Origin of the sequence: Haloplanus litoreus, assembly GCF_045690335.1 — an archaeon.
Taxonomy (GTDB): domain Archaea; phylum Halobacteriota; class Halobacteria; order Halobacteriales; family Haloferacaceae; genus Haloplanus; species Haloplanus litoreus.
The window spans coordinates 2015573-2039054 of sequence record NZ_CP147874.1; the positions used below are offsets into that span (position 1 = coordinate 2015573).

Genomic DNA, 23482 nt, shown 5'->3' on the forward strand with positions numbered 1-23482 from the left:
AGGATATAGTTTTGATTGTGAGTTTCCGGTCTATGAGTCGTCTGTCTCGTCGAACAGGAACACCAACTCAACCCCCAGTTTCTTGAAAAAATCCTGCTCTGCTCGAATCCAATCGGAGGGAGACTGATCTATGGCGGGACGTTCGATTTCCGCATCAACTTCGGCCAGCAGGGTCTCTGTCAATTCAGCAAACGAATCCCGTATCTCACCGAACCCTGTGAAGCTCTCGTCAGCTTCGAGTATCTCCGAGAGCAGATATTCCAGTCCGACTACTGAATCGAGCTCCATCGGCTCTGAGAAGAACTTGGTCTGGTTCTCCGTGAACCCGATTGTATGTCGATCAGTGCTGTCTCCCTCGTCCATTTCCGGGAGACCGAAGCAGGTTGCGAAAACCGTATTCTCCAGAATCGTCTCGTTCCTATGGTGGGAGGCGTATTCTGACATCTCGGAGAAGATGGGGGCCACGTAGTAGGTGTGGGGATAGTAGTCTGCGGTCTCGATGAGCGTGTTATGCTGCTTCGCGTTCTTGATTTTGAATCTGTAGTAGTCGCTGGGGAACTCCTCCCAGTGCCGGGCTTGTGCCCCGACCATGTGTTCCGACCGCTTGTATTGGAGGAATAGTGGTTCTATGCCGGCCCCGTTCGATATCAGCGCATCCACGTCGTATCCGATGTCTCCCTCGATATTCTGTGTCGGAAATCGCGGTGGCTGCATCAGCGGGTAGCGCCAATTTCCATCTTCCAATTCGCTCGTCGCGCCGTACACGAACTGCGTCTCACTGATTTCTGGCTTGACCATCTTTCTCTTAATCGAACCAGCCGCGGAATGTGACCCAATACACGATTATGACAAATATCCGATGGTATAAGTATTCCTCGGGGTATATCTCCTATTCAGAAGTCTCGATTTGACTGATGTACACGGTACTTCTGAATATCTCCACCAGAATCGAGGCAGAGATATCGAAGTGGGCTTCCTTGTATCGGAGATCGCCGTGGGCAATCCGGTTGCGTAGAGCTTCTCCCACGAGGTCGTGGTACCGGAACCGGAGGTACGTCACATACTCGTCGTCTACCAACCCATCCAGTCGATTCACGATTCCCCCGAGGGATTTGGGCAAGTCCTCACCGCGCTTGCTCCCGGTGACTGCAGTCCCTGCCGCCTCCAATTGGTGCTTCATCAGCCCCTCTAGGCGAGCCATCCCGAGATGGATGGCCTCCGGGTGGCGGTCCTCGAAGAATGCGATGATAAAGTGGGTGAGGAACGCTTTATCATCGACCGTTGCGCCCTCGATAGATTCGAGCAATGTGTAAAAATGATGTTCACGAATCAGCTCTTGATTGATGAGCTTGTAGACGACCCGGGCAGTCAACGCGGTCGACAAGCGAGCATCGATGTTGTAACTGTCTGGGATATCTATGTCCGAGACCTCATCGGAGACTGAGTCTCCCTCGTGAGTCATCAGTCTGCGGGGGAATATCTCGTGGATCGAGGCAGTCGCGAATTCGTCTGAATCTTCTTCTGGACGTTGACTCGGTTCCTCCCTTTCGAGTTGCGGTAGCAGCACTGGGGTCTTGACTAAGCCGATAAATGCGGCTTCTGGTGAGTGCTGAGTAGCTATGTCCTCGAAGGCCCCAATCAGGGTAGAGACAATCGTCTCGAAGTTCTCTGCCTCTTCGTCAGATATCTCCCAACCAACCGACTTCATTTCCTCCTCGATTCCTTCTTTGTTTGCCTCCCGCTTTTCCAATCGCCACCGGTTGAGGGTTTCCTCGTCCGCGAAGGACTCACATTCCGTAATTGCTCCTTCAATCGTCGCCGCAGTTACGAGGTGTCCCCGTGTCCTCTGAAACTCGATTTCGTCTTCGTAGGACTCGATGAGAGCTTCTTCAACGTCCTCGATTGATTTCTCGCGCTGATTCTGGATTCGTCGGAGCCTCCGGAGGTACTTTCGTTGAGAGTGATGGTTTTGTTTCTTGTTCGTATACTCTGCCCGAGTCCAACAGATTTCAACGAGACGGTCGAGCGTTTGATTATCGATCGGCTGTAGGTTAGCCTCAGAGATTGCATCTAAAACACGCCCTGCGGTACCTTCGTTTGTATCGAGGCCTGAGTAGTGTTTTTCGAGTAGCTCCACTGCTTGCTCGGCCCCTCTTTGCATTCGATTCTCGTGATTCAGGGAGTCTGCAAGCTCGATAAGCGAGGCGAGTGCCCAACTCGCCACATTCAGCCATCCCTCGCCGAGAGCCTCCTCAAAACCTTCCTCGTACTTGTGTAGGGCACGCTCCGCTCCGTTCTCGTAATCTTGGTCACTTACCCACAGCTGGTACCCGTGAAGCGCGTCGAGGAGAGGGTGTTCAGCGCTAGTTGAATCAAGCAGGGCGATATTGTAGTGGAGCTCATTCTGGATTTCCCCGTCAATTTGTCTCTTGAGCGTGTGTAGTGCTAATTTGAACGCATAATCGTCGGAGGACGTTCTAGCGTCCTCAAGTGCCTTCTCCACGGGGTCCATACTCTATTCCGTGTGTTTGTCGGATTAGTATTAATTGGGAGCTCTTTGCGGCTTCGCAGCGTGTGACTGAACTAATGGAATCTCCATAAGATGTCGCCAGATACGGTGAACTACTCACGAACTAAGTTGGAGCTCTCCTATCTCGGCCCCATCAATTATTTTGAAGTATATATCTAAGTTATCACTTGTCAAGGCCGCGCCGACCCTATACGATGAAACCTAAGTGACAATTTGAATTGCTACCCTCCGAGTTAGTAACACACCCAACATAAGAAGGAAACCTCCGATAAGTCCGATAAGATGGCCATAGACGTTCGTACCAGCGCCTACACCTACGAACAGCGTAACCGGTACCGCTGCGAATAGTATGAGCGCATACACTACCAGATGAACTTCATATTCCCGGCCGATCTTCGCGACAACCTGCCGGTCGTACCCGGCGAATCCGAGTCCAACTACACTAAGCACGGCTAGAAGGACTATCGACCATCTACGGAGTCCAGCAAGCCACAGTACCGCCCCTAACTCCAGTCCCATGAGGCTAGTGCCAGCAATCTCAACACCGATGTCAGCAACTTTCTCGTTCACGTGATAAGCGATAAAGAACGGGAGGGCCCCAGCGTAACCAGCAATCACGCCAGAGAATCCGACGACTGTCTCCGCACCCATGTCGCCGAGTGTTGCTATTGAGTACACCGACACGAGGAGAGGGAGTATGGTCAGAAACAGAATCGATACGATACGGAGGATCCGTTGCTTACCCGCACTCACTGCCAATGGGAAAATGAACAGCATAAGCAGAAGGTAGCTGAGAATGTTGTTTGCGAGGTGGGGGATATCTCCGTGAACGAAGTTGGAGAGGTACAGCTGTACCACCGTTGGGTCATTTAGATTTAGAACCCACTGTTGCTGCTGATGAAGCGGAAGTGCCCCGATAAACAGGAGAATAGTCGGGATGAATCCGAATGCGAGTGCACGCTGCGCGGGTGTACTACCCGTGATGGTTGCTGTAACGATACTCCGAAACACGCGACCCGGATTTGAGTCCGGTGTCGGAGGTGTTTGGTGTGCCATCCGCTTCTACGTAAGGGGAGCAGGTATCTTGATGGGGAATCAGAATTTGGGTGTTGGTAACACCCAATTGGCGGTCACCAACTGCCGCTGAGGAGGGTTGGGGATTAACAACTTCAATGATGACAGCAGAAATTCCACCGTCGATCAAGGAGGATTTGGAATTTGATGCCAGCAAAGAGGTGCAGGACAGCCATCTCGTCGCAGTCTTCGTTGAGAGTGACCGACCGTTTCTGTCGCGCCGGCGAGTTCAGAACGAGATCGGGCTCTCTAGTCAGGGAACGCGGGACAGGCTGAGTGATCTCGAAGAACGTGAGATTCTGGATTCTGCGGCTGCTGGAGGTGGTCGTATCTACTGGATACGCAACAGCAAGTCTCAGTGGCCAATACCCACGGATGTTGAAGTAGAACCCGTTTCCGACGACCTCACTGTCTCGGAATTGCTCCAAAGGCAGCCAGTACAATTCATTGGTGTGGGGCTGATTCTGATGATCGCGGGTGCGCTCTTTACGACTCTATTCACGATGGCACTGGCTTACGACGTTTCCCTTCCTGTCGTTGGAACGCAACAGTTGCTGCTGTGGGCTATTGGGTCGGTCTTCGTCGGTATTGCCTTCTGTGTAGGGGCAGCTGTAGTTTGGGTAATAGACCGCGCTCGAATACAGCAGCGGAGTCTCGGCTCAAACTAACATTTATACTGGAATCGGCGAAGATTCTGTTATGCCAGACCTCGAAGACGAAGAGCGGTGTATCGCGATAACGGGTAGTGGGGACAGATGTAGTCGAGTAGCGAAAGACGGTCGATTCTGCTTCCAACACGACGAGAGCTACGAGACCGTTGAGATTCAGCCCGCAGAGAGTGCCGGGATCGTCAACTGGCTCTCATCGGAACTGGAGTCGAGGGCTGCACAGGCTTCCGACATCCAGCGTGATGTCTATATGAATCTCGCTGATATGCAATCCGGCTTGGAAAACGCTATAGACGACTTCAGATCCGGGGACACGTCATTGGATACGCTCCTAGACCGGTTTGTAGAAACAGCGGAGGAGGTCGGGGGAGATCGATCTCGAAATACCGCTGCGGGTGCGTTTATTGGTGGGATCGCTGGGGCACCCCTCGGACCTGCTGGGATCTATGCCGGTATCGTCGCGGGATCAAGTGTCTCGTTCTTTATGACTCCAAAGGACGAGCGTACGATTATCGCAATCCCTGTTGATGAGATTCCAGATGACGCAGAAGTCGTGCCATCGAATCACCCGGCTATCGATCCTGTGTCGCCGATTCAACTAGTAGTCGAGAGCGCTTCAGATGGAGAGGACGAAGACTGGGTTCGAGAAACGAATACCCGGTCGTGGGATATGGATGAGGTGGAGAGCGCTCTTGGTGACCTTCCAGAGTACGATGCAGACGATTCGCCACCCGGCGGCTACTACATCCGAGATGTTGAGACTGGCCGAGTCGTCGTGGTCATCTTTGGTATCCCTGACGACGACTTCCCCACGAGTTAATATCTGGAGACTCGAATTTCCCAGACTAACGTAGTATACCTACGATTGAATCTTCGAGATATGGTATCTGAAACGCAACTCGGCGAGCATATCGTTGGAGCGTATCACAAGCTCGTAACCGACTGCGAGGTCGTCAGCTACAACCAACGATCGAAAACAGAAGGCGAGCAGATGGAGATTGATGTCATCGGTATCGACTCCACTGACGGGGAACAAGTCATCTACACCTGTGAGGTCATCACTCACCTCCACGGAACAATCTACCCGGGGGAGCCATCCACCAGTCGCTGGGACGAATTTGGAAACACCGACTACCAATACACGCTCGAAAAACTGTGGAAGAAGTTCACTGCGGACCACGAATACGTCACGGAGGTCTTTGACGACGCTGACCAATATGTATTCCAGCTCTGGTCGCCGGTCCTCCCGCGCGGGTACCTGACAGATGGCCTTGATCAACTCGCGGCAGAATTTGAGGCAGAATACAACCACGATATTGAGATGATAATCAACGGGGAGTACACCGACCGTGTTGAGGACCTACGAGAACTCGCCGCCGATGACAAGAAGGATTACGGCGAACCGGCGTTCCGCTTCCTCCAGATTTTAGAGCATCTTCGTTGAGCCGCAGCAACATACAGTCAACAGTCTATTATACTGCTGCTTGGCTCTCATCGCTGTGGTCTTGCTACGGAGAATATCCTCGCTCTCGAAGGAATTCCCAGTCGTTTCGCCGATCTCTGACCACTCCCCGGATCCCATTTTCCATACCCTGATTGTAGTAGCGACCGAGTAGCACTTCATCAGTAAGGGAAACACTCCCAGATACGAGCCGAACCCCATTGTTGTGATGCCGACGATCTGTCCGTCTATGGTGTTCTATTTTACTTGAGGGGTCCCACTCTACTCCTTCGGCAATTATCCGTCATAGATATGTATGAATTGAACTCTCTCTGTTAAGCCCACCTAGCCGTTTTGAGAGGGTGATGGATTCACATTGCTTGCTACAAGACGGCGAAATCACGGTTCTTGTAATCGGGGGTTCCGACGATGAGCTATCAACCGTAGTTAGTACAGCCCATACAGAATACGAGTGGCTACAAGAGAGGTCCCACGCGAAAGTTTTCGCGGATTATCGATGAACGAGGACAGGGAGGAGGACGACGTTACGACATTGGATTGGAATGAGTGGTTGGAGCGTACTGACGTAGTCAGCGAGGAGGACCGTACTGCGAACGAGATCTTGAGAGAGTGGCGACGACAACGTAGGCTGGCCCCTACAAACTGTTCGGATTGTGGGACGAGGATTGATTCTGATGACCGGTGTCTCCAAGCTAGCTGGGAATCCTTCGACGGCGAGGAACGACTCAGTACAGGTACCGTGTTATACTGCATCGAATGCGCTCCTCCCGGAATGCGGATTCAGTAACGGCTGTCGGGAGACGAGTTATCTCTTCAAGGCACTGCATCGGTGGTAGTGGAGTAGTTCGGATATCTCACGGGCCGAGACTACAGTTTTGCAGAGAGTACACCGATACCACTGTCCAGATATCCTCGTGTACTCAAGATGGCCATCTGTTAGACGTGGACCTCTGTCGGTCATATTAGAGCCCACGACGACCGACTGCAATGGTTTAATCCAGATCCGAATATCCTGTATAAACTGACTCAGCTATATTCAATCCGGTCCTATTCGCTAGCAATGTTGACTGACAAAGCGTGGGAAACGGTACTAGAGACTCTGAAGCACGAGGGTTCGTTTCGGCTTGAAGAACTACCGTTCGAAGGCGGTGAGCTTGTCTCAGTTGCGATAATGCTACGCCGATTTGAGCAGAAAAACTGGGTTCGGAAAGAAGGCGAATTGTGGCTCCCCGATGAGAAAGCCCGGCGACTTCTGGACCTCGACGACTCGATACCAGCAAGGAAGGGCGACTGAGTCCATTACCGTGACTGAACTACCTCCTCGGGTTCGGGCGATAATTGAGGCTACTAACGTACGCTGTATCGAGGACACGGAGATTCCACAGGTCCTCAGTCTTCGCCAATTCGGTTCAGAGGTGGGGTGGAGCTATCTTCGAAACACGAATGAAGAGTGGAAGTCGGTCCATGCTTCGACTAAAGGAAAGCTGACCCCCTCTCTTGGCGACGCGCTGGTCGAGACGACTACCCATAGTTCAGTACGCCCCAAGGAGGCAACTCCAGACTGGCACGCAGCGTTTCGCACCGCTCTCGATGATTTCGGTCGAGTCCGCTGTCAGGCAGAGGTTGAACCGTACGCTCAGCGATACCTCCAACATCACGCGTTTGTAGCCGAGCGACGTGCCGACTCTAGTAACAAAGGCCATAGAGAGGCAACCCTGCAGGAACTCTCCCTGACTCCTGATCCGACACGAATCGGGGTCGTAATAGTCGGAGACGACGAACCACGCGAGTTCAGGGGGCACCCTCTGCGTTTACTGAAGGCTATTACCCAGATAAGTGAGGATCAGGGCCTCCACCGTCAGTATCTGGCTGCGGTGGACGGGGAGGAAATCTGTTCTGCCTCATTCGTTCGTGCTCTCGGCGTTCCGTGTATCGTACTGGCCGACCGGTTGGGTAAGGAGTACGAACTGTTTATTGAGCGAGTCGTCGATTACCACGAGCGGATGACGTAGAAGGAGTTTGAGGCGTCAAATCAGATTTTCATCTGGAGTTGTCCCGCAGGTGTACGGGGTTCTAGAGGCGCTTAGGCTTCGGGCAGGTTCAGTTCCCGGAAGGTCGGGTCTTCGTGAATCTCCCAGAGTAGTTTGGTGGCGTACTCGACCCGGGGACTGTCATCTTCACCGGTAAACCGGTTTTCGAACGACTCTACAGTCGACTCTGTTAGTAACCGAAGAATCGAAACCAAGCCCTTTTGATCGGGGTACAGGTCTCCTCCATCAGAGAACATCAGACTCGGAATCTCGGCCAGTTGAACCTGTACCTGTTCGAGGTTCTCGATTGCCTTCTGAATCCGTTCCTCGTCCGTCATTTCGTCTATGTCTTTCTTAGACATATCTCAGAGTAGTGTGCATTCGGTAATATAGTTTCTCCAAATTTTCTAATATCTTCGAGAATATTGTGTGTATTGGGCTGTTATAGTGGTCCCACAATACAGTATCTTTCAAATTTGGGCATTGGATATCGCACTGGGAAGTGTTCGGGAGCAGGCTACAACAGATCTTCTTCTCCTGTTGATTCACCACCACCCATATCAGCAGCTTCTGCTCGGCTCGGCTGCTGTCGTTGCTCTTCATGTGCTTGCTGCCACTGTGAAGTCGCTGGGATGCTGTCAGCCCCGTGGCGGGTATGGCGCTCTCTCACCTGAATCAGCACTGGCGTGTTCATCGAATCCCCCGAGACGACTGCTTGTCCCGGAGTCAGTCCGGGAAGTTCCCGGAGCACCTCTTCACCAGCAGCCTCAACGCTGTTCTTGATTGCATCTTGGTCAGTGGGATTCTTGATTTGCATCGTCACTTGCGTCCCACACTGTGACAGTACGTCTTGGTTGATCTTCGACGGACGCTGACTGATGATTCCCAGTCCGAATCCGAACTTCCGACCTTCAGATGTAATGGTTCGCATAATCCCAAGTGACGGGGCCTCACCAGTCGCGGGGGCGAATCGGTGGCCTTCCTCGAAGAGGGCGAACAGCGGATGTCTGATAATCTCACCGTCATACGCGTCGTCCTCTCCACGGTTCCGAACCGCTGCTAGCCGTGCCTGATACAGGCGACGCAGGAGAACGGTCGCAATCATCTGCTGATCGCGGCGGCTCAGGGTGTCCATCTGGAGGACCGTACATCGCCCGGGAGCCACTAAGTCGTCAAGGGGGACATTCGCGTCTGTGGTGAAGAGGTCGTTTCGCTGGATCGACCGTCGGAGTCGCCACTCTAACGCACCTACACTGGAGTCGTCCTCCCCGTACTGCTGACGCATCTCGTCAAGCAGGTCATCCACCCCCCACGTTCGCGACTCTCGCCGTTGCATTGCGCGCCATCCACCGTCCAACCGCTCCTGCATCCGATCGCTTGGATTATCGAGAATGGACATCACGTCCCCAACGTTCAACTCCGAGATGCGGATACGCAGGTTTTCTGGGTCGAAATACTCCACTTCCGGCTGGTACCCCTTATCGGAGAACGTCTCGTCACCACGCATCTCAGAGAGCGTCCCGTACTCGCCGTGCGGGTCGAAGACGAGTAACGATGCCCGCGAGTCGGGCATCATCATCTCTTCCATCAGAACGCCCGCTGTATACGACTTCCCGGAGCCTGTAGAGGCGAGGATCGCGAGGTGGGTAGCCGCGAACTCGTCGATTGGGACGTGAATGTCGACCGCATTCGCCTCTCGGTTGAGGAGCCAACCCATGTGTGCGAGGCCTTCCCGATCTTCCACGTCGACGCGACTGAGGTCGATCGACCCACTTGCATCAATTGCTGCCTCCTCGTCGACCCCAAGGTTCGGGAGTATCGCCTCCAACATTTCGTTGGGGGCAGTCCACAGACGAGTTCCCGGACTCGGGAGCTGGCGTGGATTTGAGAACGTCTGCATCGCCGTATCGTAAAATCCGATGACTGTCGCCTCAAGCCGATAGAGATCGATTTCATCCGTCGGAACACCGAGTGTCGATGCGACAGTCTCCGGGGCGACGTTCGGGTCTGCCATGAACGTCTCAGGTAGCCCTCTGGTCTGTTCGCGATTGGTCACCCGTGCGATGACATCTCTGTCGGTTCCTTCGACAGGGACTGCGTACGTGATGAACTCCCCAGTCTTGACCGCCTGCTCGTCTGGCGTGACGACGATGAATTCGTTCGGACCTTCTCCGGGTCCCGCGACCGTCCCGATGGGTTCCTTTCCACCTCCCCCTGTGGAGGCCGTTGAGTCGATGGAACTCATTGCATCACCCCCCGGTCAACGGAGGATTGCCAGCGTACGTCCTTCTCGACCACGTCCAATACTCGTTGATGTGCATCTTCGGAGAACAAATCCCGGAGCCGCTCTACGATGGCGAGCGTGACTTCTGCCCCGAGTGGCCCGGCCACGTCTAATAGCCGCTCAATGTAGGCTATCTGGAGGCCTCCATCCGTGCCGGTGTGGAAGATCCGCGTGACTTCATCCGGACACTGCTCGACTACATCGTCAACTGCGAGCGTCCATCGAGGCATCTCGTGGCTCGGGGATTCGACCGTCCCGCTCTCGGTTACCTCGGCTGTACCGAGGAGGGCAACTCCCGCGAGTGTTGTCCGCTCCTCAACGTAGCCCGGCGTGAATTGGGGTTGATCGCCCTGTGCAAGCCGTGGCCCCGACCGTCCCTGATCTGGGTCGACAAGCTGGGTGTCGTAGATGACCCCCATGATGATGTACTCGGTTCCATCGATGGTCTTGTGGATGAAGACTGGCTGGCCAAAGCCGCACTCGTGAGGCTCAGGTGGGCGGTCACGGTCGGTCTCGTTGAATATCTCGACCGTGTAGTCCATGTGGCTGTTCGAATTGACGATGCTACCGATGGCAAGACAGTCGTCAATATGGCTACTCTCCTCGCTTCCGGTGTCTTCTGTGGATTGGGAACTCATGGGTGGTATATATGGGGTGTGGAGGTGACGGCTCCACTACCGAGATGGTGCGATACGGGGCGGTCACCCGCCGATGCGGCACTAATGGAAACTCCATTAGTTCTCGATTTTGCGGGGTCCCTCTCAGCCGTAGTCTTCAGGCTCAGTTGGGCGACTGTAGGCGTCATCGTCGTCGAAGCTCCTTACTGAGGGCCTTCGCATCCCACTCTATTGGTACGTCGTTCTCCTCTCCCCACTTCTGGAGGAGTCGAAGGAACTGCTGTCGGTCACGATGGTTGAGGACTGCGTCGGTATCGGCCTGCTGCAGAACCTCCGGATACCCCCGCCCAACCCCTGCTTCTGCACGGCTCATCGCGAGCGTATACTCGTACAGATTCTCGTGGTGAGCTGGCCCATCTGCGTTTAGCATCCATCCCGGGAACTCCAGCCTATCCAGACCTGCCCCCGGTGGAACCTTGAGGTAGCTAAAGTAGATCTCGTTCCCGAAGGTGTATTCTCGCCCCTTGTACGAAGTCTCTAGCCCGTCTACACTGCCGTCACGGCGGCACATAAACGGAATCGTCGAATCACCCCACGGACTCATCATGCCCGCGAGTATGCGTGCGTCTGGAACCGTCCGGTCGCTACCGAACTCCTCCTGTAGGAGGAGCCGCGTCATCTTCGAGAGCTCGACAGCATTCGTGCCAGCAACGTATCCAACGACGGGGATTTCGTGATGTTGACTCGCCGCGAGGATTCGACTGACTGCTTCGAGATATCGTGTTCGGACCGCCGGGCGCTTCGGGTTGGCAAACGAGACGACTAATGGCCCGTCGTAGAGGACAATCGGTGGCTGATCTGAGTTACCAGCTTCGAAGGTCGCTGCAAGTTCCTCGATCTGGTCTACGAGCACCTCCGCCTCGTGCTCGTATCGGTGTAACCCGACCAACGAGCTATCGACGAATCTGTACTCCTCACCACCTTCCTCGCCCCCAGTACGGGTCACGTCCATTGGACCCAGCAGCTTACCTTCGCGCGCTCGCTCCAGTTCCCCTTCCGGGCTATGGTGATTGAGACACCACGCTGCTTGAACGTACGCGAGAGGGACATTGAACTGCGTCGTCGGTGGGATTTCTGACCCGTCAGCCGCCAGCATCGGAACGTCCATCAGAAGGTCACGAGCCCAGTCGTTTACTGCCTCGTGGCTTTCCCATTCGTCCGACGGCGCGTGGTGATTGATGAGCGAGTCGCACTTGTCGAACGCTTCGACGGGAACCGCCCCCGGGTACGAGAATCGTGACAGCTCCGACCGGAGCTCTTCCGCTGTTCCCATCGTTGGAAGGTCCCAGAACGCCTCCTGATACCGTTCGATGAGATCGCTGTCATCTTCGACGTACGTACGAATCGTGTCGATATTCGCATCGAGGGCAGCCGCCACCCCTGCTCTATCGAGCGGCATCAGTCACTCACCACCTCCGAAGTCTGCTCTGGCTTCTCGACAATAATGCTGTGGTCGGTCATTGTTTCGAAGGTCGAGTCGTGGCTGATGACGGTGAGCTGTTCGAAGGCATCGAGTCCGTTTAGCTGCTCCACGAGGTTGGCCTTCTTTTGCTGGTCCAGATTCGCTGTCGGTTCGTCGAGGAACGCGATTCCCAGCCCCGACATCTGTTCGAGGATTGCCAGCCGCACTGCAAGCGCTGCTGCCATCTTCTCACCGCCTGAGAGTGTCGAGAACGATTTTCGGACATCAGCATCGACAACGACGATGTCGTAGTCCGATGTCCATTCAAGTTGCTCTGTGTTTCGTCCCCGAATCGACCGGAAGATGGAATTCGCCCGTGCGCCAATCCTGCTGGTGATTACCTCGCGCATCTTCGGACCAGCCTTGCGGACGTTCTTCCGGACCCACGTGGCGAAATTATGGTCTGCTGTGAGGTCACGTAGCGTTTCGACCTTCTCGGATCGCTCCTCCAGTTTGTCTTCCAGACGCCCGACTTCAGCGCTGACTTCCTCAAGTTGTTCTTCCCGTTCGCTCTTCTGGACGCTCAGTTTCGTTATCTCATCGTCGAGCGTGTCAGCCCGCTTTTCAAGCCGCTTGTGTTCCTCGGGGTCGAACTCTTCCTGCCGCTCGGAAAGCTTGTCTTCCAGCTCTCGGTTCTCGCCCTCCAGCCCCTCGATTTCGTCTTTCAGAGTCTCGACGGCTTGCTCTCGCTCTTCAAGCTGTTCTGCCGCTTGCTTGTTCCGCTCGTACTTCTTGTAGTCCTCCTCGTGTTTTCCGAGTGTGGTTCTGACTTGCTCCAACTCCTGCTCGACACCGGCGTACTCGGTCAGCTCTTCCTCAGTCTGCTCTATCTCCTCAAGAGTGTCTTCGATTCTCCCCTTGAGTTCCTCTAACTCCTCAGGAGCGTCGGAGTAGTCCTCCACGCGGGCCTTTGCTTGGTAGTACGCATCCTTCGCATCCTCGAGCGAGGTGTGCTCCTCCCGAATCGACGGCAGGTTCTCGACTTCCTCTTCGAGCTGGGCGATCGTTTTCTCCTTCTCCATTCGCTCACTCCGGAGGTCAGCCAGCTCGCTTTCTAATTCGGCAACTGATTCACGGTGGATGTCTAACTTCGATACGCGATCCTCGACTCGCTCAGCTTCTGTGAGGTCCTCTTGGAGCTGGTCGATTCTCTCCTTCAGCTGGGCGCGCTCGGATTCGATCTCTTTCAACCGGGCCTCTTGCTCATCGATTCTCTCCTCACGGTCCTCCGGATCCAACGATTTCCCACACGTTGGACACGGGGCATCGGAGTCGGCGTCTCGCAGAATCGAGAGATGTTCTTCGATGTCTTCCTTCTCTGCCCCGAGCGACTTTCGTTCCGCTCGCTCGTCCCCTATCTCGTCCCGGAGTTCGTCGGTATCCGGGGCATCCTTTCCCTCTGCCTCAATCTCCGCGATGAGCTCTTCTTTCTCTCGAAGCTCCAGTAGTGCCTCGTGTGCCTCATCGTCGAGGTCATCTATCTCGCCCTCCAGTCGGTCGATCGTCTTCTCATCGCTTTCGAGGTCAGATATCTTCTCCCCTAACGTCTCGTAAAGTTCCTTCTCCTGTTCGTACTTTTCGAGGCTCTCCTTGGCCTCTTGGTGTTTCTCTGCCTGCTCTCGTAGCGTCTCCTTCTTGTCCTTCAGGCGCTGGCGTCTGGCTTCCTGCTCCGAGAGTTGATCTTCGAGCGCGTCGAGCTCTTTCTTCCGCTCGCTGAGCCCCTCTTCCCGCTCCTTTGCTTCCTCGTATTCCTCGTGTCCTTCCGCCGCCTCCTTGCAATTCTGGGCGGATTCACGCGCCTTCGTGAGTTCCGACTTTGCGGTCTCCAGAGCGTCCTCCTTCGCGCCGATCTCCTGTTCCAGTTGGGCAATCTCCGTATCCAACTCCTCGATCCGGTCCTTGACGCTGTCCAGCTCGTCGAACTCTTCGTTGACTTCACTGAGTTCGGTTTTCGTTTCCTCGATCTCCGTAGAGATTGACTGGATTTGGTCTTCTAGGTCGGCTTTCTTCGAGCGTTTAGCCGGGAGCTCCTGTACCTCCCCCGTCAGTTGCTGAATCTCGCCTCGTACATCTTCTTGCTCTGCCTCGATTGTATCTGGAACTTGCTTCAGAGCGCCTTTGAACGACTCCTCGTATGCATCGACACCAAGGAGTTCATCGAAGGTGGACTTCCGATTGCGTGGTGTCTGTGCGAAGTCGGCGAGGAATCGGGTCTGAGGGACTCCGACACACGACTTCCAGAGACTCTGTAAGTCGTCCTTGCTGTCCAGATCGAACCGAGCACAGAGCCAATCGATCAAGGCGCTCTTCGAGTCGATATCCTGACTCACCCACTCGTCGTTCGGCTCGTCATAGCGCGCGACACCGTAGTTCGAGCGACCAGCGGAACGAGTCACTCTGTACACCTCCACGTCATCTCCCTGACCGAATTCGATGACGACCTCGACTGTCCCAGAGGACGCCCCCTCACGAACGAACTTGTTGTTGTTGAACGGTAGTGAGTCGAAGAGAGCGAAACCGATTGCTTCCTGTATCGTCGACTTCCCGGAGCCGTTCTCACCGAGGATGGCCGTGACGCCCCCCTGTAGATTGATACTCGTCTTCTCCTCGTAGGACTTGACATTCTCCAGAGTGACCTCTTTAATTCTCATTGGCGATCACCCCCGTCGGTGCTGGGAATCTCTCCGGTATCGCTCGTGCTCTCCTCAGTGGAGCTGCGGTCGTCTGGTGTCTCCCCAGAAACGCTGTCGGCAAGCTCCTGTTGGTCGTCGCTAGCGAAAGGGTCCTCTGGAACATCTATCGACACGCTCTCCGTGGCGTGCGGGAACAACTCGCGTCGACGCTCTGTTACGATGTCCGCGATGTCCTCGGCAGCCTCTCCACCCTTCGCCATTCGGTGGGCATCACCGAGCAACGAGGCGACCTCCTCCGCGTAGTCGCTGTACTGGGACTCTGATGCAATGGTCTCGAAGACACGCTTTTCGAGGGCTTCCGTTCGTAGCCGCCCGTCAACGAACACCTCGTCATCGTCTATCTCAGAGAGGAGTTCTTCGATCTCGGCGGAGGTGATCCGGCTGGTGTTCGTCTGGACGTAGAGCGCGTCGTATGCTTCCTCCGTCCACTCGACAAGTTCCTCGATCGTAAGGTCACCCCGGTCGAACTGGAGCGTCCCCTCGAACTGAAGGTCGACCATCGGCTGGCGCAGGTCACCTCCCTTGGTGAACTCCTCCTCGTGAAGCTCGGCCTCAAGCGAGCCACGTTGCGCATCGATGTGGTCGTGGAAAGCTTCCCGCAGTTCGCCGAACGAATCGTACGAGGTGACATCGAACGCTGGGGGGCTGAAGTACGGGCGTCGACGAGCGTGGTGGTGCTCGACGCTATGTTCGAGCGCTCCCGGTCCATCGTACCCGTCTCCCGCGGTATCGAGTTCGATCGAGTAGTAGCCGTGGTCCCAGTCGTCTCGTGCCTCGCGCGTCGAATGTGCTTCCGGAGAGCCGGGATTGTAGATCCAACCACCCGAATCGTACCGCTTGTGGATGTGACCCAGCGCGAGATAGTCAACGACTTCTCTCACATCGCGGAGTTCCGCGTGCGTGATGTTCCCTCCGAGCGACGGGACTTCGTCTTCGAGTCCGAAGTGACCGAGGAGTATCGTGTAGTCCGGCTCGCCGTACTCTTCATTCGTTGACTCGATTCCGCCAGCCACCTTCTCAAGAGCGGCATCTGTTCGAGCACCACGCCACTGCAGACCGAATACCCGACCAGTGCCTGACTCGGTCTCGATATCGTAGAACCCCGCACTGCCCGTTTCGGACTGGTCTCCGTACGGTGTGAACTCAGCAGCCTCCGGAGTAGCATCGAGATCCGCTTCGAGGAGGACGATATGTTCCCGCCGATGGAGGTAGTTAAGCCACGTCACCTCCCGTGGTGTGAGATTCTCGTCGTGATTACCCCGCGAAACGACGACTGGTACCTCGTCGGGAACCAGTTCAAGCCCCCGCTCCGCCTCTTCCAGAATTTTCGGGCGCAAGTCCCGCGAGTGGAACAGGTCTCCGGGAAGCAGGATGGCATCTGGGTCCTGCTTGAGGATGAGCCGGAGCGTTGCTCTGAACGAGTTGGACATGTCGTCCTCTCGCTGTTTAAGACCGTATTGTCGGTGGCCGAGATGGATATCGGCCAGATGTGCGATGTTCATAGATTTTGATTCGATTGAGTGCTTTCCGATGGTACTCCCCCCAACGAGGCCGATATTGCAAACCTTTGCGCAGGCTTGCCCCACACACTGAATTCGGAGTGACCCCGAAAGTTGGGCTGATTACGGATTTCAGAGTGATGCCACTTAACGCCACGCCGACCGAGGTGGAAGTAGTCGCGAGCTGAGGCTACTGGATTCCGTGATATCATATTGGACCACCTATTTCCATATTCTGCCCCACCACCCAGTCGACTTCGGCTCGATTCCAGTCCACTCGTAGAATCGCTCCGGCTGGTCGAACTGGATTCGAGTCTTCTGTACTTCGGTGCGGATCGTCGATGGAACGACCTTGTCGTACTTGAAGACCGCATAGCCGTCGAGGTTCTCGGAGAAGTCGGCGAGCAGGATGTCGTTCTTCTCTTCGATGGTGAATAGGCCTGTCTGGTAAGCCTGCCGCCACTTCCGACGCCCGTGGTCGTAGATACGCTCCGCAGGCCCGTCATTCGGGAAGTAGACCGGTGGCTCCCGGTTTGCGTACTCGTAGAGTTCCCGGAATACCTCACGAGCGACCGCGAGCTTGTCGTCCTGATCGGGGAGGGTGATTTGCTTCTGGAAGAGCAGATGAGCGAACCACGGAAAGAGCTGATTCCGCTCTTTGATGAGTCGGGCAGTCTCCTCTCGCTCGTGCCCCTCCACGTCGAACACGACATCGAACTCAAGCATCTTCATCCGGGTCCTGTACTCCGACTTCGGGTTCCCGTCATTCGACGTGAACACGAACGTCGGGAAGGCGACCGATCCATCCCACGCGCCCGTCCAGTAGGTCTTGATGATGTCTCGCTCGACCCGGTCTTTGTCAACGTCGTCGACGAGGAAGGGGAACACCGTGTTCGACGAGCGACAGCGCTCGATGGCGTCCTTAGTGAACTGTTGCCCCTCGACCGGTTCGGCGACGACACCGCTCGAGATGAGATTCGCTGCGAACCGGAGGAACATCCCCTTCCCCGAATCGTTCTGTCCGTGGATGTAGAGGAAAGGAAGGTCCTTGTCCAACTCAGCACCATCGCGGTTGGCGTACTCCTGCGCGAAGTAGTTCGCAAACGGAGCCCAGAAGACGTAGATGACGGCCTCGTAGAAGTGGGCCATCGTCTCCTCTGACCGTTTCGCGTCACCGAATCGGTCGACCGTCTCGATGTACTCCTCGATGTGTGCCAGCGCCTCTGAGACCTCTTCCGGATCGTCTGGTAGCGGAGCCGTCATCTCGAGGGTCGTGTTGTCGAGCTGCATCCGGACCAGCTCTTTCTCTCGGTTCACCCACATCGTCGGGAAGTCGTCGTTGAACCGGCGAAGATATCGGTCGAAACCAGCTGCAGATCCCCGTAGCTCGGTGGGTTTGACCGAGACATTGTGCCGCGAGAGCGTCGACTCAGCCTGCTTCACTGGCTCCTCAAGCCCCTGTGGCGAAAGCCGCATCTGCCGGTCTGGCTGGACATCTGTCGCCTCGACATCTCCGCTCCCGTCTGCTTGGAGAGCAACGACCTCTTCGGCCTCTTCGGCCTCCGAAACCACGTTGACCCTCCGAACTCGCTCGTCGTCCTCGTCGAACATCTCCACAATGCGACGGTGGAGGTCGCCGGTCGGATTGTCGGACGGGACGGTTCCGTCTACCCAGAGGTCGTAGACCCGGTCTCGCTCCTCTGGATCGTCAGTTTCTGCGAGCTGCTCCGTGAGGTCCTTCATGAACAGTTCGCACTCCTCGCGGTGTGCCTCGTAGAGCCGGTCGGCATACTCGTCGATAATGGAATCTCCATTAGTGCGGAAGACCACGACGAGGTTGGTCTGGTTCCCCGACCATGCTTGCTTCGAGAGGTTCGGAGAGCCGAACACCACTGTTCGAGACCCATCGCGGTTCTCCGCGAGGTAGAGTTTGCTGTGGAGCGTGACCCGCTTGTCCAGCGTGTAGAGATTCAGCTGGTCTTCCTCCAGCAGGTGGGTGAGATGCTTCGCGAGGTCGAGATCACCTTGTAGGTCTTTACGGTACTCTGCCTGTCGGTAGTCCCCGACCACGACCTCCAGTTGTTCGAGGTCGAGATCATTACTCGCGAACAGCTGATGGATGATTTGTGGCGATTGGGAGTAGGTGACTGCGCGTAGCACGCGTGCGTCACCGAAGTAATCGACGAACGTCGGCCACGATTTGACCATCGCGAGTTCGAGGTCGATCGCCACCTCCTCTCCGCCGTCTCGCGTCGGAACTGTGATTGGAATCGTGTAATCCATGTTTACCTCCGGCCACTTAGGACGGCTACAGACAATCTGCGAGCCGACCAGACCCATCCTCCAAACTGGGTGGGAGGTCTCTGCTTCCCTGACGCGGCCATGTTGCGGTGATTGATTGTTAGAACATTAACAATTATGCCGACAGTAACGACATTGACGACTGTATCGTCACAATTGGTATTAATGACATAACCGAGAGTGTAGAGTATGAAAGATGGGCAAAGCCGGGAGATGGATGTCGTCGAGCGCGTCCATATCGCCCCGCTGGGGTACGAGTACGAGCGGATCCTCCTCCCGACTCTGAATCAGAAGGCGGACCGCGCGGTGCTGATTGATTACCGTGATGACGAAGAGCGCCCTCCGTACCACGACCAAGTGCGCGAAGATCTCCGGGAAGCAGGTGTGACTGTCGAGAGTCGTGAAGCCGACATCTTCTCACTCTACGATTCAATCGGGACCGTGGCACGACTCATCCGGGAGAACGCGGAGCATCAGGTCTACGTCAATCTCGCATCCGGGTCGAAGGTGATGGCTATCGGCGGGATGATTGCCTGCATGGCTGAAGGGGCTACTCCGTACTACGTGCGGGCGGAGGAGTACAAGTTCGACGGGCAGGAGCCCCTGTCGAAAGGAATCAAGGAAACCTTCGCCCTCCCTGCGTACCCAGTAGAGCAACCGACAACCGAACACATCAGAATCCTTCAGGCCCTACGCGATGACGGGCCGCTCTCGAAGAGCGAGTTGATTGACCTTGGTCAGCGAGAGTCACTCCCCTTCATCGAGAAATCCGAGACGGAGAGCCGGCGCGGGAAGTACCGAACGCTCGAAGCTCGGGTCACCAATCCACTCGAAGAGAAGGGGTACATCACGCTCGAAACCGTTGGACGACGGACACTGGTCGAGATCACGGATAGTGGCCGAAGTCACCTTCAAGCCTTCGAGTATATGCTCGTGGTGTGACGGATATAACTCCAGTATTATTCTCCCACCATAGGTGAGAGCTGACTACCTCGGCAAGACAGGCTCACCACGAAGGCTATATACGCACAATTCGTAGGATAATATACAGTAGAGACGCTGAAGCGGGGGCCGAGGCCCCTTCAGCAGCGGTGAACTACCACAACCTGCCAACCTACCAATGTTGGCAGGACAGATTGGCGGGAATTTGGTAGCAACTCACCGGTTCAGCCCTCCAAAGTAAGAAATAAAGTCAAAACCTAGCTGACCTCTCTCTGTAATACCTTACTAGACTCTCTCGGTTAGCCCGGGGTCTACCACCCATAGGGGTTCCCCCCGGGGTGCTACAACCATCTCACCCTCGACCCCGCCTACCAACACTGGTAGGTTGGATTGCTACCAACACCTACCGCTACTGTTGGTACCGCCTCGGCTACAACCGGTGTTATGACCCCGCTTGAATTGCTTTGGAGACAGGGACAAGAGAGGGCCTCCCGCTCTGTAGAGTACCCCATCGCACTCGCCCGCTCCTTGAGGTCGGAGGCACTCTCCCGACTTCTGCTGAACACTGCTCATAGGGTCTTGAGATAAGTGCTTAGCCGGACGTACCTTCTTGACGGCTGTAATGCCAGAAGATAGCAAGCCTGAATTAGACGAGCTCGACAAGGCAATTCGTGATGCACTCCTCCGGGCGCGAGAGGAAATTGAAACGGCCCGGGAGCTCAGCTACAGCGAATTCCCGGTTCGGTATCCTCGCGAGATGTACGCGTTGCTCTCAGTCGATGAATATCTTGAGACAGTGATTCAGTCGGTTGAATTGGACTCACCTCCGCTACATCCCTCTCTGACGCGTGAGACGTACGTTCGCCGGAAGCAGCTCGAGCATCTCATCGAGTTCGCGCGATGCCACCAGTGGAACGGCTCGGTGCACAGTCGCCGCGATCCGCCCGGGTGGGAGCGAAAGAAGCTCTCCGTAGGACAGGTGTGATCCCTTAGAAGAGGCAGAGTCTTTCTACAACAATACGGTCGGCGTGCGACACGCCGTCATTCGTCGAAGACCATCGATACCGCTTTTTCCACTGGCCTAGTATCGACGTTTTCCGGAATCAAAATAATCAGTCCAGAATCCCTGCCGAAGCTTCTCGGTTGCATCTTCTGATTCCTGAGAAGACCAACTGACCGGGCAGGTCGCGTCACGGTGATTTCCATTCCATTATCACCAGAGGAACGGACCCTCGTAGTCACTGACTCTCCCATACCGCCTCCGTCCGATGCAGAGAGAATCGACATGAGTTCCAATAGCTGACCATCGTCAACTTGTTTCGAAGCCAGTACGAGAACCCCACCAACTCCGACCACCTTCACATCGGTACCGACGCTGTAGCCCGCATTACGATATAACCGTGTATTCTGAAAAGCGAGTCCTGTGTTGTTCTCTGGATTTTTACTGTCGATATGCAGTCGCTTGATTCGATTAGGAGGGGTGAATGCCATCACTAATAGAGATTCCATTACCGACTTTATACATAGCGCACGACCCACTCAATCGCTCTTGCTCCGGTTGTACCAACCTCCTCACTTGGTTACGTGGTCGACTTCAAATTCCTTGACACGTTGCTTGAGTGCCGATATTCGCTCGCTGGGGTCAAGTGAATCCAACGGCCGATCATCCGTTTCGACCGCGATTTCGAGACGAGCAATGGACCACCGTAACATACTGATATTCCGATACACGGTCTCGGTGATGTATCTCTGTAGCTGTTCGATTTGCTCTTCTTGGGCCCTGACACGCTTTGTGAGCGTGTCCACTTGTGCTGCTAACTCGTCAACGTCACGTGTGGCATTTTCTGGTTGGTAGTGTCCACCCTGAAGCAGCCCTTTGTTTTCAATCTCCTCGCAGGCAAGGTCTGTGAGAATGGCAATCTTCTGAGCGGACTCGTTGGGTCCTGCAACGCCCTCCTCATCGTATGCGATTGAGATTAGTCCCTTCTCCTCCAGCGACTCATACCGGTATTTTATATCTGAACGACTCAACCCGGATCGTTGTCGTATCTCACTCGTTCGGGCTTTCCCACCTCCGTCGTATACTGCTTGGAGGAATCTCCTCGACTTCTCTCTGGATTCTTTAGAACGACCAATGACTACCATAGCCGTGATGACGTAGCTGAACTGCTTTGGTCTACCCATGAGACAACCGGGTGAACACCGTGGTGCACCCTACATTATGAACGGTGTGTCTGATGGGTGGATATGGGGCAATTCGTTTTCCGACTACTCTCTATGAGAGTACACGTCGAAAGAATGGGTTTATGGCGACTTCTCGTAGCATCTTTTCGTACCCCCTTCCCCCACTTGCTCGGTGCTCAACTTATCCCCCACTCGCGGTAGTGCTGCTATGTCATATTCCTGCTTCCCGTCTGCTATCCAACTAACAAACATTCCATTAGTTAATCGAGGGACTTACCGCAGTCATAGCCAATTAGCGTACTTCAGAACAGGCAGGGAATCCCCGAGTGAGTAAAGCGAGTCCGACAGTCAGTACGAGCCCATAGACTGACACTAATTGGATTCAACACAGTCTCAAGAATCCCTGTCCCGACACGAAACTCATCCGAGGTGAGCGTTAGAGCTCTCAGTTATTCAATCCGCTCACAGATGTCTCGCACACGCTCAAGTGCACCCGTCAGTGTCGGCTCTGGGGTTTTGCATGCTTCCGCGATATCAGCGCCACCAACAACAACCATCCACGACGTGCTCACCTTCTCCACCTTACCCGTCGACTCGTTGGGGGTGATTGACGCAGAGGTTGGCTGAAGTTGACATGGTAACGCAATGAACTCGGATTCTGAAACGGGCAAAATGCAGACTTGAGTCGGGTTCGAAACTGTGAAGATGGAATCGGCTTCACCGACATTATCAAGCCCGATTAGAGGAACTGATAGCGGGGATGGTGCAACCGAAACCCTCCACCCATCAAGGCTCTTCGCTAGTTCAGTCAATCGACGGTGTATCTCACCGTAATCGACGTTCAAATCCGGTACATGTGCTGAATCGAAATTGTCCTGTGGTATGTGACTCATGATAGTATGGCCGATTTGTTTGGCGGAGGCCTGACCACCTTTCTCTGTTGTAGGGCCAGAATCGTATTCGGGCGCTATCCGACCACGTGGCTACGGAAACGCTCCATTCCCTCGTCGCGAGTAATGGGGGTCGCTTCTTCAACGAAGTTCCATCCGTTCTTGGAGTACAGGAATTTCGTCCCGTAAGCTGATGGTGCATACTCGTCGAATTCGATGATGCACTGCTTCTCTTCGCTCTCGAACACGACAGATTCAATTTCTCCGTATCTCGCCATCAGCTCCTCAAATTTCTCGAGTGAGGTCCCGAATGCACTGATTGTGACGATGCCAGACGTGGACCAATCATCAGAGATGGTCACTGCCACCGCTCCATCTTCAATCAGGTTGCTCAACAGCGATTCCAATTCTATGCTGGTCGTATCTTTCATAGGATACAGCCTTACAGAATTCGTGTCCGGCTATAAACTAGCGTATTGAAATTGATATTTATATATTGATCGAGAAGGATGCTTTGTCTATCGGTTTTCTAATTCATACTGTATTGTGTGACTACTAAGAGACATACAGAATGGTCGCTCGATGCCCTCCCGGCCGGTAACTCTCGGACCCTATGCAGCCAAGCCACGAGTTCCAAAAATACGTGTTCAGTTAACGAATCAAATGCGGTTCTCCCTATCCAATACGCCTCCCATCGACGACAAACCATTGCAGTCGGGCAGCGTGGGAAGAATATGACTCGGTATTGTCCCGAACAGTTCGGTGAGAGGGCTGAACTTCGTCAGG

Annotated in this window: 20 protein-coding genes; 6 read left to right on the plus strand and 14 right to left on the minus strand. The window is 54.9% G+C overall.

Going from position 1 to position 23482, the window contains the following annotated elements; translation table 11 throughout:
• Positions 1-30: 30 nt before the first annotated feature.
• The 3 genes from V8686_RS10935 to V8686_RS10945 form a co-directional block, all read right to left on the minus strand.
• Positions 31-798: a hypothetical protein gene (locus V8686_RS10935; protein WP_379704093.1), complete on the minus strand. Its 768-nt coding sequence runs from the start codon at positions 796-798 to the stop codon at positions 31-33.
• Between the two features lie 91 nt (positions 799-889).
• Complete coding sequence (locus V8686_RS10940) at positions 890-2512, minus strand: hypothetical protein (RefSeq protein WP_379704095.1); 1623 nt, start codon at positions 2510-2512, stop codon at positions 890-892.
• 219 nt (positions 2513-2731) lie between these two features.
• Positions 2732-3388: a hypothetical protein gene (locus tag V8686_RS10945; protein WP_379704097.1), complete on the minus strand. Its 657-nt coding sequence runs from the start codon at positions 3386-3388 to the stop codon at positions 2732-2734.
• Between the two features lie 314 nt (positions 3389-3702).
• Here V8686_RS10945 and V8686_RS10950 point away from each other — a divergent pair, with 314 nt between their 5' ends.
• The 4 genes from V8686_RS10950 (at position 3703) to V8686_RS10965 (ending at position 7028) form a co-directional block, all read left to right on the plus strand.
• A complete protein-coding gene (locus V8686_RS10950; protein WP_379704099.1) occupies positions 3703-4272 on the plus strand; it encodes a hypothetical protein in 570 nt (189 codons plus the stop codon).
• A 31-nt stretch (positions 4273-4303) separates the two neighbouring features.
• On the plus strand, positions 4304-5092 hold the full coding sequence (gvpO, locus tag V8686_RS10955) for a gas vesicle protein GvpO, halophile-type (protein WP_379704100.1): 789 nt from the start codon (positions 4304-4306) through the stop codon (positions 5090-5092).
• A gap of 60 nt (positions 5093-5152) precedes the next feature.
• Positions 5153-5716 (plus strand): hypothetical protein, encoded by a 564-nt coding sequence (locus V8686_RS10960; RefSeq protein ID WP_103992111.1) that lies wholly within the window; start codon positions 5153-5155, stop codon positions 5714-5716.
• Positions 5717-6794: 1078 nt separating this feature from the next.
• Positions 6795-7028, plus strand: coding sequence for a hypothetical protein (locus tag V8686_RS10965; RefSeq protein ID WP_136361833.1), 234 nt, complete (start codon positions 6795-6797; stop codon positions 7026-7028).
• Between the two features lie 238 nt (positions 7029-7266).
• Here V8686_RS10965 and V8686_RS10970 read toward each other — a convergent pair whose 3' ends face one another.
• The 8 genes from V8686_RS10970 to V8686_RS11005 all read right to left on the minus strand — a co-directional run bounded on the left by V8686_RS10970 (position 7267) and on the right by V8686_RS11005 (position 18611).
• Positions 7267-7536 carry a hypothetical protein gene (locus V8686_RS10970; protein ID WP_379704102.1) on the minus strand — a complete coding sequence of 90 codons (270 nt, stop codon included), beginning with the start codon at positions 7534-7536 and terminating at the stop codon, positions 7267-7269.
• A gap of 281 nt (positions 7537-7817) precedes the next feature.
• Positions 7818-8126 carry a hypothetical protein gene (locus tag V8686_RS10975; protein WP_379704103.1) on the minus strand — a complete coding sequence of 103 codons (309 nt, stop codon included), beginning with the start codon at positions 8124-8126 and terminating at the stop codon, positions 7818-7820.
• A 155-nt stretch (positions 8127-8281) separates the two neighbouring features.
• Positions 8282-10009: an ATP-binding protein gene (locus V8686_RS10980; protein ID WP_379704105.1), complete on the minus strand. Its 1728-nt coding sequence runs from the start codon at positions 10007-10009 to the stop codon at positions 8282-8284.
• Positions 10006-10686, minus strand: coding sequence for a hypothetical protein (locus V8686_RS10985; protein ID WP_379704106.1), 681 nt, complete (start codon positions 10684-10686; stop codon positions 10006-10008). Before V8686_RS10985 ends, V8686_RS10980 begins: the two co-directional genes overlap by 4 nt.
• Positions 10687-10849: 163 nt before the next feature.
• Positions 10850-12124: a DNA double-strand break repair nuclease NurA gene (locus V8686_RS10990; protein ID WP_379704108.1), complete on the minus strand. Its 1275-nt coding sequence runs from the start codon at positions 12122-12124 to the stop codon at positions 10850-10852.
• Positions 12124-14838 carry an AAA family ATPase gene (locus V8686_RS10995; RefSeq protein WP_379704110.1) on the minus strand — a complete coding sequence of 905 codons (2715 nt, stop codon included), beginning with the start codon at positions 14836-14838 and terminating at the stop codon, positions 12124-12126. Before V8686_RS10995 ends, V8686_RS10990 begins: the two co-directional genes overlap by 1 nt.
• Positions 14835-16382 carry a metallophosphoesterase family protein gene (locus V8686_RS11000; RefSeq protein WP_379704112.1) on the minus strand — a complete coding sequence of 516 codons (1548 nt, stop codon included), beginning with the start codon at positions 16380-16382 and terminating at the stop codon, positions 14835-14837. Before V8686_RS11000 ends, V8686_RS10995 begins: the two co-directional genes overlap by 4 nt.
• 219 nt (positions 16383-16601) lie before the next feature.
• Complete coding sequence (locus V8686_RS11005) at positions 16602-18611, minus strand: phospholipase D family protein (RefSeq protein WP_407343923.1); 2010 nt, start codon at positions 18609-18611, stop codon at positions 16602-16604.
• Between the two features lie 258 nt (positions 18612-18869).
• On the opposite strand from V8686_RS11005, the gene V8686_RS11010 reads away from it, so the two are divergent.
• Both V8686_RS11010 and V8686_RS11015 read left to right on the plus strand, forming a co-directional pair.
• Positions 18870-19622 (plus strand): HFX_2341 family transcriptional regulator domain-containing protein, encoded by a 753-nt coding sequence (locus V8686_RS11010; RefSeq protein WP_379828711.1) that lies wholly within the window; start codon positions 18870-18872, stop codon positions 19620-19622.
• A 622-nt stretch (positions 19623-20244) separates the two neighbouring features.
• Positions 20245-20607 (plus strand): hypothetical protein, encoded by a 363-nt coding sequence (locus tag V8686_RS11015; protein ID WP_379704118.1) that lies wholly within the window; start codon positions 20245-20247, stop codon positions 20605-20607.
• A gap of 56 nt (positions 20608-20663) precedes the next feature.
• Here V8686_RS11015 and V8686_RS11020 read toward each other — a convergent pair whose 3' ends face one another.
• From V8686_RS11020 to V8686_RS11030, 3 genes are all read right to left on the minus strand, one after another.
• Positions 20664-21113, minus strand: coding sequence for a hypothetical protein (locus V8686_RS11020; protein ID WP_379704120.1), 450 nt, complete (start codon positions 21111-21113; stop codon positions 20664-20666).
• An 81-nt stretch (positions 21114-21194) separates the two neighbouring features.
• On the minus strand, positions 21195-21806 hold the full coding sequence (locus tag V8686_RS11025; RefSeq protein WP_379704121.1) for a hypothetical protein: 612 nt from the start codon (positions 21804-21806) through the stop codon (positions 21195-21197).
• Positions 21807-22773: 967 nt separating this feature from the next.
• Positions 22774-23127, minus strand: coding sequence for a hypothetical protein (locus V8686_RS11030; RefSeq protein ID WP_379704123.1), 354 nt, complete (start codon positions 23125-23127; stop codon positions 22774-22776).
• Between the last annotated feature and the right edge of the window lie 355 nt (positions 23128-23482).

Coding starts and splice junctions, on each gene's coding strand:
- V8686_RS10935 (WP_379704093.1), bottom strand. CDS start 798: ATGGTCAAGCCAGAAATCAGTGAGACGCAGTTCGTGTACGGCGCGACG.
- V8686_RS10940 (WP_379704095.1), bottom strand. CDS start 2,512: ATGGACCCCGTGGAGAAGGCACTTGAGGACGCTAGAACGTCCTCCGAC.
- V8686_RS10950 (WP_379704099.1), top strand. CDS start 3,703: ATGATGACAGCAGAAATTCCACCGTCGATCAAGGAGGATTTGGAATTT.
- gvpO (WP_379704100.1), top strand. CDS start 4,304: ATGCCAGACCTCGAAGACGAAGAGCGGTGTATCGCGATAACGGGTAGT.
- V8686_RS10960 (WP_103992111.1), top strand. CDS start 5,153: ATGGTATCTGAAACGCAACTCGGCGAGCATATCGTTGGAGCGTATCAC.
- V8686_RS10965 (WP_136361833.1), top strand. CDS start 6,795: ATGTTGACTGACAAAGCGTGGGAAACGGTACTAGAGACTCTGAAGCAC.
- V8686_RS10975 (WP_379704103.1), bottom strand. CDS start 8,126: ATGTCTAAGAAAGACATAGACGAAATGACGGACGAGGAACGGATTCAG.
- V8686_RS10980 (WP_379704105.1), bottom strand. CDS start 10,009: ATGAGTTCCATCGACTCAACGGCCTCCACAGGGGGAGGTGGAAAGGAA.
- V8686_RS10985 (WP_379704106.1), bottom strand. CDS start 10,686: ATGAGTTCCCAATCCACAGAAGACACCGGAAGCGAGGAGAGTAGCCAT.
- V8686_RS10990 (WP_379704108.1), bottom strand. CDS start 12,124: ATGCCGCTCGATAGAGCAGGGGTGGCGGCTGCCCTCGATGCGAATATC.
- V8686_RS10995 (WP_379704110.1), bottom strand. CDS start 14,838: ATGAGAATTAAAGAGGTCACTCTGGAGAATGTCAAGTCCTACGAGGAG.
- V8686_RS11000 (WP_379704112.1), bottom strand. CDS start 16,382: ATGAACATCGCACATCTGGCCGATATCCATCTCGGCCACCGACAATAC.
- V8686_RS11010 (WP_379828711.1), top strand. CDS start 18,870: ATGAAAGATGGGCAAAGCCGGGAGATGGATGTCGTCGAGCGCGTCCAT.
- V8686_RS11015 (WP_379704118.1), top strand. CDS start 20,245: ATGCCAGAAGATAGCAAGCCTGAATTAGACGAGCTCGACAAGGCAATT.
- V8686_RS11020 (WP_379704120.1), bottom strand. CDS start 21,113: ATGGCATTCACCCCTCCTAATCGAATCAAGCGACTGCATATCGACAGT.
- V8686_RS11025 (WP_379704121.1), bottom strand. CDS start 21,806: ATGGGTAGACCAAAGCAGTTCAGCTACGTCATCACGGCTATGGTAGTC.
- V8686_RS11030 (WP_379704123.1), bottom strand. CDS start 23,127: ATGAAAGATACGACCAGCATAGAATTGGAATCGCTGTTGAGCAACCTG.